General features: G+C 57.7%; 10 protein-coding genes. 2 read left to right on the plus strand and 8 right to left on the minus strand.

The annotated features are described in order from the left end of the window. Nucleotides 1-24: 24 nt before the first annotated feature. The 7 genes from argR to acs all read right to left on the minus strand — a co-directional run bounded on the left by argR (nucleotide 25) and on the right by acs (nucleotide 8,083). Entirely contained in the window at nucleotides 25-1,017 is a 993-nt protein-coding gene (argR, locus tag ACOYXG_RS19890; RefSeq protein ID WP_178083198.1) for a transcriptional regulator ArgR, read from the minus strand. Between the two features lie 246 nt (nucleotides 1,018-1,263). Beyond that, complete coding sequence (locus ACOYXG_RS19895) at nucleotides 1,264-2,028, minus strand: ABC transporter ATP-binding protein (protein WP_003227281.1); 765 nt, start codon at nucleotides 2,026-2,028, stop codon at nucleotides 1,264-1,266. Between the two features lie 27 nt (nucleotides 2,029-2,055). Continuing rightward, nucleotides 2,056-3,168 (minus strand): M14 family metallopeptidase, encoded by a 1,113-nt coding sequence (locus ACOYXG_RS19900; RefSeq protein ID WP_460353545.1) that lies wholly within the window; start codon nucleotides 3,166-3,168, stop codon nucleotides 2,056-2,058. 1 nt (nucleotide 3,169) lies between these two features. Continuing rightward, complete coding sequence (locus ACOYXG_RS19905) at nucleotides 3,170-3,868, minus strand: ABC transporter permease (RefSeq protein ID WP_003227285.1); 699 nt, start codon at nucleotides 3,866-3,868, stop codon at nucleotides 3,170-3,172. Next, on the minus strand, nucleotides 3,865-4,554 hold the full coding sequence (locus tag ACOYXG_RS19910) for an ABC transporter permease (protein WP_003227287.1): 690 nt from the start codon (nucleotides 4,552-4,554) through the stop codon (nucleotides 3,865-3,867). The genes ACOYXG_RS19905 and ACOYXG_RS19910 overlap by 4 nt, the downstream gene beginning before the upstream one ends. A gap of 91 nt (nucleotides 4,555-4,645) precedes the next feature. Then, nucleotides 4,646-5,419, minus strand: a complete 774-nt coding sequence (locus ACOYXG_RS19915) for an ABC transporter substrate-binding protein (protein ID WP_027612633.1) — start codon at nucleotides 5,417-5,419, stop codon at nucleotides 4,646-4,648. 708 nt (nucleotides 5,420-6,127) lie between these two features. Next, complete coding sequence (gene acs / locus ACOYXG_RS19920; RefSeq protein ID WP_047599664.1) at nucleotides 6,128-8,083, minus strand: acetate--CoA ligase; 1,956 nt, start codon at nucleotides 8,081-8,083, stop codon at nucleotides 6,128-6,130. A gap of 417 nt (nucleotides 8,084-8,500) precedes the next feature. Here acs and ACOYXG_RS19925 point away from each other — a divergent pair, with 417 nt between their 5' ends. Both ACOYXG_RS19925 and ACOYXG_RS19930 read left to right on the plus strand, forming a co-directional pair. Further along, complete coding sequence (locus tag ACOYXG_RS19925; protein ID WP_027612631.1) at nucleotides 8,501-8,761, plus strand: DUF2790 domain-containing protein; 261 nt, start codon at nucleotides 8,501-8,503, stop codon at nucleotides 8,759-8,761. Between the two features lie 553 nt (nucleotides 8,762-9,314). Then, nucleotides 9,315-10,565 carry a ribonucleotide-diphosphate reductase subunit beta gene (locus ACOYXG_RS19930; RefSeq protein ID WP_027612630.1) on the plus strand — a complete coding sequence of 417 codons (1,251 nt, stop codon included), beginning with the start codon at nucleotides 9,315-9,317 and terminating at the stop codon, nucleotides 10,563-10,565. A 127-nt stretch (nucleotides 10,566-10,692) separates the two neighbouring features. On the opposite strand, the gene ACOYXG_RS19935 is transcribed toward ACOYXG_RS19930, so the two are convergent. Next, nucleotides 10,693-12,018 carry a type II restriction endonuclease gene (locus ACOYXG_RS19935; protein WP_456017741.1) on the minus strand — a complete coding sequence of 442 codons (1,326 nt, stop codon included), beginning with the start codon at nucleotides 12,016-12,018 and terminating at the stop codon, nucleotides 10,693-10,695. Nucleotides 12,019-12,085: the final 67 nt, after the last annotated feature.

Below are 12,085 nucleotides of genomic sequence, written 5' to 3' on the forward strand. Positions count from 1 at the left end.
CTCAGCGGGTTCTGCCGGGGTGCGTCAACCGCGCTCCGGCGGCACTGACGACAGTTCGAACGGACTGCTGCTGCGCCGCTGGTTGCGATCTTCGCGCGGCGTGGCGCCGAAGAAGTTGCGGTAGGCGCTGGAGAAATGCGGCCCGGAGGAGAAACCGCAGGACAGGCCGATCTGGATGATCGACTTGCTGGTTTGCATCAACATCTGCCGGGCCTTGTTCAGGCGCAGTTCCAGGTAGTACTGGCTCGGCACGCGGTTGAGGTATTGCTTGAAGATCCGCTCCAGCTGTCGACGGGACACGCACACGTGCTGGGCGATTTCGTCGGTGGTCAGCGGCTCTTCGATGTTGGCCTCCATCAGCAACACCGCCTGGGTGAGCTTCGGATGGCTGGAACCGAGGCGGTTCTGCAGTGGAATGCGCTGGCGTTCACCGCCCTCGCGGATGCGCTCGACCACCAGTTCTTCGGACACCGCACCGGCCAGTTCTGCCCCATGATCACGGGCCAGCACCGCCAGCAGCAGGTCGAGTACCGACATGCCGCCACACGCGGTCAGGCGATCACGATCCCAGTCGAACAGGTGACTGGTGGCGATGACTTTCGGGAAGCGCTCGGCGAAATCGTCCTGCCAGCGCCAGTGCACAGCCGCGCGATAACCGTCGAGCAGACCGAGTTGCGCCAACGGATAGACACCGGCCGACAGACCACCGATCACGCAACCGGCCCGCACCAGTTGCTTGAGCGCGCTGCTGAGGGCCGGGGCCAGATTGGTCGGCGGCTCGTCGGCGAGCAGGAACAGTTTCTGGAAGTTTTCCAGCTTGCCGGTCCACGCCTCGCCCGGCAGTTGCCACGCCCCCTCGGCCGCAACGTCTGTCACGGTTTCGGCCTGGAGGAACGACAATTCGTAAACCACCTCCGGATGCACCCGCTGAGCAACACGCAAGGCCTCCTCCGCCAGCGCCAGCGTCAGAGCTTTAGTGCTGGGCCAAATCAGGAAACCAATTCGATGGGCAGTCATGGGCGGGCAATCCGAAACGAAGAACGGTGATGAAGGCATGGGCCAATGCTAGCCCGTAAATGAACGCAAATCTCGAAACCTGCACCGATCCACTGTGGGAGCTGGCTTGCCAGCGATGGCGGTGAATCTGTACCAGAAATGCCAACTGGCCCACCGCTATCGCTGGCAAGCCAGCTCCCACAGGGATTGTAGCCAGCCTTCAGGCTGCGAAGCATGCACTATTCCGGTGCATATCGGCAGTTCTGATTACTTCAAGCTACCCGACAGGAATTGTTGCAAACGCTCGGATTGCGGATTGACCAGCACTTCGCGCGGGTTGCCGCTCTCTTCCACCACACCCTTGTGCAGGAACACCAACTGGTTCGACACTTCACGGGCGAAACCCATTTCGTGTGTGACCACGACCATGGTGCGGCCTTCCTGAGCGAGGGCCTGCATGACTTTGAGCACGTCGCCGACCAGTTCCGGGTCGAGCGCCGAAGTCGGTTCGTCGAACAGCATCACTTCCGGCTCCATCGCCAGCGCACGGGCAATTGCCACACGCTGCTGCTCGCCACCGGACATGTGCCCCGGGAACGCGTCTTTGCGATGGGCCACGCCAACCTTGTTCAGGTAGTGCTCGGCTTTCTCGCGGGCTTCGGCCTTGGACACGCCCAGTACGTGGACCGGCGCTTCCATGATGTTTTCCAGCGCAGTCATGTGCGACCACAGGTTGAAATGCTGGAACACCATCGACAGGCGCGAGCGCATGCGCTGCAGCTGTTTCGGATCAGCGGCTTTCAGCGCGCCGTCCTTGTTCGCTACCAGCTTCAGCTCTTCGTTGTTGAGCAGGATCTTGCCCGCGTGCGGCTGCTCAAGCAGGTTGATGCAGCGCAGGAAAGTACTTTTGCCGGAGCCACTGGAGCCGATGATGCTGATCACATCGCCGGCTGCCGCTTTCAGGGACACGCCCTTGAGCACTTCGTGACTGCCATAGCGTTTATGCAGGTCTTGGACTTCAAGTTTGTACATGCGGTCGGTTCTCACAAAAACAGTCAGTCAGTCGTTGAGCAAGCGCCCGTGACGCAGCGCTTCGCGCCCCGCCACCTTGGCCAGCCAGAAACCGGGTTGGGCATAGCGCAGCCGTTCAATGGCAAACAGCACCCCGGACGTACCAGCACACACGGTGCTGACCCGATCGGACACAGGGTCGATCACTTCGAAAATCTCATCCCCGGCTTCAACCCACTCGCCGGGTTTACGCAGGAAACTCACCACACCGGGGTGCGGCGCCAACAGTAATTCAGTGCCTTCGAACGGCATGCCTTCGCACGGCTCGCTGGCCGGCTTCGGCCACTCGCCAGTGATCAGGCCTTGCTCGGCGAGGAACGCCAGAATGCCTTCGGCCCATGCCACCGCATCCGCGCGGTCGGTATTGGCCTGACCGCCGAGCTCGACGGTAGTCGCCAGGCACGCCAGTGGAATCTGCGCGTCGGGGAACTGCCGCGACAGTCGCAACCACGGCAACGAGCACGCTTCATCGAAGGAGCTGCCGCCGGAATCTTCCGCCAGCAAACCGACCTTCACATTCAGATGTGCGGCCAGGGAGCGCCACTGCGGCCAGTGCTGCGGCAGTGCATACATGTGCAGCGCGGCTTCGGCGTCGCAGTGCAAGTCAAGCACCACATCGGCAGTGCAGGCGTGGCTGAGCAAAACGCGCTGCATGCCTTGCAACTGGCTGCTCGCCTCGGGCAATGCCGCCAGATGATCAGCCATGGCCTGACGGATCAGACGAATATTGGCGTGCGGATCATCACCTAGGCTGTCGGCCAAAGCCGCCGCCACCGGCGCGCTCAGCTCGACGAAATCGCGGTTGAAATTCTTGCCGCTGCCCGCCTCGAAACGCCCCTGATGATTGCCTTGCAGCAATTGGCCGAGGCCCAGAGGGTTGGCGACCGGTACCAGCTCGATCACACCGTTGAGCAGACCTTGGGCTTCGAGTTCGCCGAGGCGCTTTTTCAGCTCCCAGGCGGTGCGCATGCCCGGCAGTTCGTCAGCGTGCAGGCTGGCCTGGATGTAAGCCTTGCGCTCGCCGCTGCCGAAGCGGAAGACCGAAATCTTGCGCTCGCTGCCCAGATGGCTCCAAGGCAATACGTGGTCGATGCGTTCCATATCAGTGCTTCCGCGGGGCGAGGTAGCTCAACCAGCGGCGCTCGGCCAGCTTGAACAGCTTCACCAGAATGAAGGTCAGGCACAGGTAGAACACGCCGGCGGTGATGTACGCCTCGAACGGCAGGTAGTACTGCGCGTTGACGGTACGGGCCGCGCCGGTGATGTCGATCAGGGTCACGATGGACGCCAGACTGGTGGTCTGCAGCATCATGATCACTTCGTTGCTGTACTGCGGCAACGCCCGGCGCAGGGCCGATGGCAACAGAATGCGCTTGTACAGTTTAAAGCGCGACATGCCCATGGCCTTGGCGGCTTCGATCTCGCCGTTCGGCGTGGCCTTGAGGCTGCCGGCAATGATTTCGGCGGTGTAGGCGCTGGTGTTGATCGCGAAGGCCAGGCACGCACAGAACGTCGCGCTGGACAGCCACGGCCACAAGAAGCTTTCACGCACCGCTTCGAACTGCGCCAGACCGTAGTAGATCAAAAACAGCTGCACCAGCATCGGCGTGCCGCGAATCACGTAGGTGTAGAGCCACGCGGCGCCGTTGACGATCGGGTTCTTGGAGACGCGCATCAGCCCCAGCGGCAGTGCCGCGAGCAGACCGAACAACAGCGACAGCGCGAGCAGTTTGAGGGTGGTCAGCAGGCCGCCGAGGTACAGCGGCATGGCCTCCCAAATGACGTTGTAGTCGAAGATCATAGATCAGCCGCCCTTACGCCTACCGAGTAGCGCTTCTCAAGGTGACGCAGCGCCAGCAACGAGACACTGGTGATCACCAGGTACATCGCCGCCACTGCGAGGAAGAAGGTGAAAGGCTCGCGGGTGGCATCTGCCGCCTGCTTGGCCTTGAACATCATGTCTTGCAGACCGACCACCGAAATCAGCGCGGTGGCTTTGGTCAGTACCAGCCAGTTGTTGGTGAAGCCGGGAATCGCCAGGCGAATCATCTGCGGCACCATCACTCGGAAGAACACCTGAAAACTGCTCATGCCGTACGCCATGCCCGCTTCGGCCTGGCCCTTGGGGATCGCCATGAACGCACCGCGGAACGTCTCGGACAGGTACGCACCGAAAATGAAACCGAGGGTGCCGATACCGGCGGCCAGCGGGTTCAGGTCGATGTAGTCGTCATAGCCGAGCATCGGCGCAACGCGGTTGAGCAAATCCTGGCCGCCGTAGAAGATCAGCAGGATCAGCACCAGGTCGGGAATCCCGCGGATCACCGTGGAATACAGATCGCCCAGCCACGCCAGCCAGCGAATCGGCGACAGGCGCAATGCGACCCCGATCAGCCCGAGAACGATGGCCAGGGCCATGGACGACAAGGCGAGCTGAAGCGTCAGCCATGCGCCATCGAGGATGACAGCCCCGTAGCCTTTCAACATGATTCAGGTCCTCGAAAGTTGGGATGAAAAAATGGCGCAAACCGCAGAGATCCTGTTGCTTGCGCCATTTCTGACTTGTCGCAGAGACGTGTTACTTGCCGTAGATATCGAAGGCGAAGTACTTGTCCTGGATAGCTTTGTATTTACCGTTTTCACGGATGGCCGCGATGGCCGCGTTGATCTTGTCTTTCAGCGCGTCACCCTTGCGCACAGCAATGCCTACGCCGTCGCCGAAGTATTTGACGTCGGTGAACTGCGGGCCAACGAAGGCGAAGCCTTTGCCGGAATCAGTGTTCAGGAAGCCGTCCTGCAGCAGGGTGGCGTCAGCCACGGTACCGTCGAGGCGACCGGCGGCCACGTCGAGGTAGATTTCGTTCTGCGAGCCGTATGGCTTGATCTCGGCACCCAGCGGGGCCAGGACTTCGCGAGCGAAACGCTCGTGGATCGAACCACGCTGCACGCCGATGTTCTTGCCCTTGAGCTCGGACAGGTTGTCGCTGACAACGGTGCCTTGCTTCATGACCAGACGGGCCGGGGTGTTGTAGTACTTGTTGGTGAAGTCCACGGACTTCTTGCGGTCTTCGGTGATCGACATGGACGACAGGATCGCGTCGATCTTGCGCACTTTCAGTGCCGGGATCAGACCGTCGAACTCTTGCTCGACCCACTGGCACTTGACCTTCATTTCTTCACACAGGGCATTGCCGATGTCGTAGTCGAAACCAACGATGCTGCCATCCGGCGCTTTGGAAGCGAACGGAGGGTAAGCCGCTTCGATACCGATCTTCAGAGGTTTTTCATCAGCGAAGGAATTCAGCGACAGCACGGACAGTGCCAGGGCGCCAAGCAGCACAAGTTTCTTCATCTTGGGACTCCATCGGTAAAGGGCAAAAACGGCAGAGTGAGCGACAGCCCAATATGCGAATGGGTGAATCGGGAAAGCGGTGCAGCATCGGTGGGAAATTTCCCATTGAAACCCTCGGGGGTTTCAACGTCAGCCACGATGAGCGAGTGATCGGCATTCTAACGACAGGCCCGAAGCCGATATTTCTTCAATGCGACAACTAATTACAGATGCACAGAGAAACCCGCTTGAGCGCATTGACAGCCTTGCAAATTCATGCAAGAGCGAAAGACAGTGAACCGATCTATGCTGCAAATTGCGGGCCTATTATTCGCAAACCCTTCTAATCCGGCAAGCGCAGCGTTGTGTCTTATTTTTCACCGGGGGTTTTGAGGCTCTAAAACGGGGCATTGCGTTTCCCTTCGCCCCGCGGCGGGGCGGGCGGTTACACATTTGGTTACTCGGACGGGGATGGGTAACAGCGGGAAGGGGCTTACGCAGGAAATCGATAATTATTGGTTGGGTGGGTTTTCATTCCGACAGCGAAGTACACCGGTGTCTGACAGATGGCTATCGCGAGCAGGCTCACTCCTACAGTGATCGCGCTCCAATCAACTGTAGGAGTGAGCCTGCTCGCGATGAGGCCAGCAAAACCACCACAAACCCACCAGACACAAAAAAGCCCCACCCGGCATCACCGGACAGGGCTTTTCAATGCATCAGACAGGCTTACGCCACATTCATCGTCTTGTGCGTATCAATCAAATGCTGCACCACACCCGGATCCGCCAGGGTCGAGATATCGCCCAACCCATCGTACTCAGCCGTAGCAATCTTGCGCAGAATCCGCCGCATGATCTTGCCCGAACGGGTCTTCGGCAGCCCCGGTGCCCACTGGATCACATCCGGCGAAGCAATCGGGCCGATCTCTTTACGCACCCAGTTCTTCAGCTCCAGACGCAGTTGCTCGCTCGGCTCTTCGCCATTCTTCAGGGTGACGTAGACATAAATGCCCTGCCCCTTGATGTCGTGCGGCACACCGACCACCGCCGCTTCGGCGACTTTCGGGTGAGCGACCATCGCGCTTTCGATCTCGGCGGTGCCCATGCGGTGGCCGGAAACGTTGAGCACGTCGTCGACACGCCCGGTGATCCAGTAGTAACCATCGGCATCACGCCGCGCACCGTCACCGGTGAAATACATGCCACGGAAGGTCTTGAAATAGGTGTCGACGAAACGGTCATGGTCGCCATACAGCGTGCGCGCCTGACCCGGCCACGAATCGAGAATCACCAGATTCCCCTCAGCCTCGCCCTCGATGATGTTGCCGAGGTTGTCGACCAGCGCCGGCACCACACCAAAGAACGGACGTGCCGCCGAACCCGGCTTCAGTGCATGCGCACCCGGCAGCGGGCTCATCATGTTGCCGCCGGTTTCCGTCTGCCACCAGGTATCGACGATCGGGCAACGGGACTTGCCGACATTCTTGTAGTACCAGTCCCAGGCTTCCGGGTTGATCGGCTCACCCACCGAACCGAGCAGACGCAGGCTGCTGCCATCAGCGCCCTCAACGGCGGCGGTGCCCGAAGCCATCATTGCGCGGATCGCGGTCGGCGCTGTGTAGAGGATGTTGACCTTGTGCTTGTCGACGATCTTCGCCACCCGGGTGATGTCCGGGTAGTTCGGCACGCCTTCGAACAGCAGCGTGGTCGCGCCATTGGCCAGCGGGCCGTAGACGATGTAGCTGTGGCCGGTGACCCAGCCGACGTCGGCGGTGCACCAGTAGATTTCGCCCGGACGGTAGTCGAACACGCGCTCGTGGGTCATCGCCGCATACAGCAGATAACCGCCGGTGGTGTGCTGCACGCCCTTCGGTTTGCCGGTCGAGCCAGAGGTATAAAGGATGAACAGCGCTTCTTCAGCACCCATCTCTTTCGGCGCGCAGACGGTGCCCGCCACTTTCATCAGGTCTTCATACCAGATGTCGCGATGCTGGTTCCACTTGATGTCGCCGCCGGTGCGCTTGCACACGATGACTTTCTGGATGCTGCTGGTTTCCGGGTTGGTCAGCGCGTCGTCGACGTTGGCCTTCAGCGAAATCTTCTTGCCGGCACGGATGCCTTCGTCAGCGGTGATCACCACTTTCGATTTGCAGTCGATGATCCGCCCCGCCAGCGCTTCCGGCGAGAAGCCGCCAAACACCACCGAGTGAATCGCGCCGATCCGGGTGCAGGCCAGCATGGCGACCACCGCTTCGGGGATCATCGGCATATAGATAGTCACCACGTCGCCGCGGTGCACGTCCTGACCACGCAGGGCGTTGGCCAGCTTGCAGACTTGTTCGTGCAGTTCGCGGTAAGTGATGTTACGGCTTTCGGAAGGATCGTCGCCTTCCCAGATGATTGCGATCTGATCGCCGCGCTCGGCCAGATGACGGTCGAGGCAGTTGTAGGAAACGTTCAGGGTACCGTCGGCGAACCATTTGATGTCGACATGGTGATCGTCGAAGGAAGTCTGCTTCACCGTGGTGAAAGGCTTGATCCAGTCGAGGCGCTTGGCTTGCTCGCGCCAGAAACCGTCAGGGTTGACGACCGACTGCTGGTACATGGCTTTGTAGGTCGCCTCGTCAGTCAGCGTATTGGCCAGAACCTCGGGACGAACGGGATACAGAGAAGCCGCACTCATCTTTCTTACCTCGGTGGAATAGTTGTTTTTGTATGACCCCGTTGTAGCCGGGCCGGGCCCATAGAACCATTCGACGATGGTTGTAGGAGCTGCCGCAGGCTGCGATCTTTTGATCCTGCTTTGCAAAATCAAAGACGAAAGATCGCAGCCTTCGGCAGCGCCTACAAGGGTTGGGCGGTGTTTTGCGGCGATTGTTACCAAAACCGCCAAAAGTGTTTATCAAAACCCCACCTGTTTACCCCCACCCCACCTCCTTAAAATCCACCTCGCCAACAAGGCAAACGCGATTAACAACGTTACAGCCCCCACGAAGGCCGTTAATCCAGCTCTCAAGTAATAACTGCAAATGATGAAGTTCCACACGCAACCCTAAAAAGGTTGCGTGACCCCACTCGACCTCAAAAAGGTAAATCTGAAATGAAAGCTTTATTGGTTCTGGCCCTCAGCAGTCTGTGCGCAACCGCCATGGCAGACGAGGTCCCGACTGATGTCGCACAGCAACAACCGGTGATCGAGGAATACACTTACTCCACTCACCTGGACATCGCCAAAGTTGTATCGATGAGCGAAGTGCCGAATGTCTGCGAAGTGGTACCGGCCAAAATGGAGTACGACGACTCCAAGGGTCAGCGCCACATCCTGCGTTACAGCGTCATGGGCAACGGCTGCACCAATTGATGATTGAGACTGCACCGAATAGGACCGCTCAGTGCCTCATTTGAGGGTCGATTCCAGCCCGGCTTCGGTCGGGCTCAGTTGTGTCTGGAGTCGTCAAAAATGCTTGCAAAACACTAGATGTAGTGAAAAACCGGTTTTTCTGTTCGTTTTTTGAGCAACTCCACAATCGCGAGATTTTTACGAAAAAAAATCTTCACCCGGCAAAGCCCTGTAAACCCGCACTCTCATCGAAAAACCACCCTCCTCGACCGCTCCATGCGCGGATTCGCCTCAGCACAGCCGTGTTTTTTTCCCTATAATGCCGCCCTAATCGGGTCAGCAATATTCCCTTACAGGGAACAAAAGCCATTCTGAAGCCCCGCAGCAGCGTCAACGCTGATCTGCGCCCGTCAGAGGCTCTCGGAAACCCGTACAAAATTCTGTTTTATTGCCTGCCTTGGCTGCCGCAAAAAACGATTCCTTAAGATCCAACGCGGTCTGTACGACCGTGTGAAAAACCAACCAATCAGGTTTCACACGGGGCGACAGGCCCTCACGCAGGAGACGACACGTCATGCTGAGCTGGGACGAATTCGACAAAGAAGACAGTGAAGTAGCAGCAGTGAAAGGCGCCAACGCCGGCCACGCTACTGAAGCCAACATGGACCGCCTCGACAGCGCCGGCGGTGCCGCAGCGCTGGAAGCCCGCGCCGTGACCGCCGACGACTCGGCCGCCGTGGCCCGCGCCAAGGCCGCACTGGATTCCCTCGACGTCGCCGAAGGCCTCGCCGAACTCGAAGGCGCCTCCGCCCGTGTCGCCGTTGACGAAAAGCGCATGATCAACTGCCGCGCCGACCTCAACCAACTCGTACCTTTCAAGTACGACTGGGCTTGGCAGAAGTACCTGGACGGCTGCGCAAACCACTGGATGCCGCAAGAAGTCAACATGACCGCCGACATCGCCCTCTGGAAAAACCCGGAAGGCCTGACCGACGACGAGCGCCGCATCGTGATGCGCAACCTCGGCTTCTTCTCCACCGCCGACTCCCTGGTTGCCAACAACCTGGTGCTGGCCGTGTACCGCCTGATCACCAACCCGGAATGCCGCCAGTACATCCTGCGCCAAGCGTTCGAAGAGGCGATCCACACCCACGCCTACCAGTACTGCATCGAATCGCTGGCCATGGATGAAGGCGAGATCTTCAACATGTACCACGAGATCCCATCGGTCGCCAAAAAGGCAGCCTGGGGCCTGAAATACACCCGTTCGATCTCCGATCCGAAGTTCGAAACCGGCACCCCGGACACCGATAAAGAACTGCTGCGCAACCTGATCGCCTACTACTGCGTTCTGGAAGGCATCTTCTTCTACTGCGGCTTCACCCAGATCCTCTCCATGGGCCGCCGCAACAAAATGACCGGCGTCGCCGAGCAGTTCCAGTACATCCTGCGCGACGAATCCATGCACCTGAACTTCGGCATCGACGTGATCAACCAGATCAAAATCGAAAACCCACACCTGTGGGATGCCGAGATGAAAGAAGAAGCGACCCAGATGATCCTGCAGGGTACGCAGCTGGAGATCGAATACGCCCGCGACACCATGCCTCGCGGCGTACTGGGCATGAACGCGGCGATGATGGAGGACTACCTGAAGTTCATCGCTAACCGTCGTTTGTCGCAGATTGGTTTGAAGGAAGAGTACCCAGGGACGACTAACCCGTTCCCTTGGATGAGCGAGATTATGGACTTGAAGAAAGAGAAGAATTTCTTTGAGACTCGCGTGATCGAATACCAAACTGGTGGTGCGTTGAGCTGGGACTAATGGTCTCGCTTGGCACGATTTGACGATTGCTGCCTGAGTCGCCAAGTCGAGAAAGCAAAAAGCCCCGATCTGATCGGGGCTTTTTTATTGGACGAAATAAAAAAGGTATATGACTGAACGCCTCTTGCTACAGCGGAATAATCATTGAAGGGCGCTTCGACTTCACCTCATCATCGAAAAATTGCCTGAACGTGATGACATTATCGTAGCCCGCATAAGCAGACTCTTTAGCTTTCTTCAGGGACTCCGGAACGATCAGGGTGATTGAGTTTTTACCCATCTCAGTAATAGCCTCACTCGACACACGGTCATCAACAGTAGCGAGAAAAATTGCTCCAAACGGTTTCTCTAACGCCAACTGTTTCCATCTTTCACGCAGGGTTGTTTTCAAGGAAACAATAACAGCGTCCCCCTTGATGTTGAGTTCCTTAACGTCAGGTAAAACAAAATCCGGCCGGCGCCCACCAAAGACAGCCTGTGCTTCATGACGAATTCGACCTTCCTTGAAAAGCCTCGCCACGTGATGCTCAAAAGAAAGCCCGGCCCTGCTTTTACGGGTTTGCGCCGCGCTAAGGAAAATCGAGTCGAGCTCAGAAAATGCCCGTACAAGATTACCAACAGGATCACCTCCCCCATGAAGGAGAAGGCGGGCGACTTGAGCTGCTCGAAAACGGCGCTCCGCTTGCTTATAGATGGAGTATTCGATGTCTCTACTAATACGCATTACCGCATCACCAGGCTCGCGAACACAGAAGGGGTTCATGTGGCGAAGATCGTTTTCGTAAAGCCATTTATCCTGCGCCATTCTGGCTAGCGCGTCTGGAGTAGGCAGAGCCTGATTTTTAATAAACTGCTCTAGCGTTCCATCTTTGATCGCTTGCGATAACTCGGCAATGAGCTGATCGGTTTCGGAAGCAGGCTGAGCAATAGCCGCCGGATCGAAAAAATCATAGTGAAAGTCGGCGCTTAGCTCGAAAGCCGTCTCAATAATTTCCGCCTCTTCGCTTATCGAGTCGACAACAATAAGCCAATAGAGCGCACCAGATATAGCTTGCTTCAGCTTTCCGACAACAAGCAATGAGGCAGGGGAAAGCGATCGAAATTGCTCTTTTGGTACCCCCGTGTGATGCCATTCATATCGCGGTCTTTCTGTCTCCTTACCGGGATTTCGCTTCGAATAGTATTTGATCGTGGAGGTTTTTATTTCCCCGGAGGATGGCCAGAAGGTCTGATAATCAACTTCGAAAATGTGCGGCTTCTCTGGCTGTAAATTTTTCAGCTTCGGAAAAAAATCAGACTCTGCAATAGTACGAGGAATGAAAGGGCCATTCTGGTGGCCATTATCTGCACTGTCTGCCCATGATGAGTCATTGCGAGACAGCTTCTTAATGAAGATGCTCTCACTTTGATTGACCAAAGTAGAAATATCATTCCATTCAGGATGGAAACCCATCTTTATTCCTTATTTATGACTTTCAGCTGAGCTTAGGTAAGCAAAAAAGCTCGACCGACTGAACCAC

The sequence above is a fragment of the Pseudomonas sp. G3-39 genome (genome assembly GCF_054790485.1).

Coding starts and splice junctions, on each gene's coding strand:
- ACOYXG_RS19910 (WP_003227287.1), bottom strand. CDS start 4,554: ATGTTGAAAGGCTACGGGGCTGTCATCCTCGATGGCGCATGGCTGACG.
- ACOYXG_RS19930 (WP_027612630.1), top strand. CDS start 9,315: ATGCTGAGCTGGGACGAATTCGACAAAGAAGACAGTGAAGTAGCAGCA.
- ACOYXG_RS19935 (WP_456017741.1), bottom strand. CDS start 12,018: ATGGGTTTCCATCCTGAATGGAATGATATTTCTACTTTGGTCAATCAA.
- acs (WP_047599664.1), bottom strand. CDS start 8,083: ATGAGTGCGGCTTCTCTGTATCCCGTTCGTCCCGAGGTTCTGGCCAAT.
- ACOYXG_RS19900 (WP_460353545.1), bottom strand. CDS start 3,168: ATGGAACGCATCGACCACGTATTGCCTTGGAGCCATCTGGGCAGCGAG.
- ACOYXG_RS19895 (WP_003227281.1), bottom strand. CDS start 2,028: ATGTACAAACTTGAAGTCCAAGACCTGCATAAACGCTATGGCAGTCAC.
- ACOYXG_RS19925 (WP_027612631.1), top strand. CDS start 8,501: ATGAAAGCTTTATTGGTTCTGGCCCTCAGCAGTCTGTGCGCAACCGCC.
- ACOYXG_RS19915 (WP_027612633.1), bottom strand. CDS start 5,419: ATGAAGAAACTTGTGCTGCTTGGCGCCCTGGCACTGTCCGTGCTGTCG.
- ACOYXG_RS19905 (WP_003227285.1), bottom strand. CDS start 3,868: ATGATCTTCGACTACAACGTCATTTGGGAGGCCATGCCGCTGTACCTC.
- argR (WP_178083198.1), bottom strand. CDS start 1,017: ATGACTGCCCATCGAATTGGTTTCCTGATTTGGCCCAGCACTAAAGCT.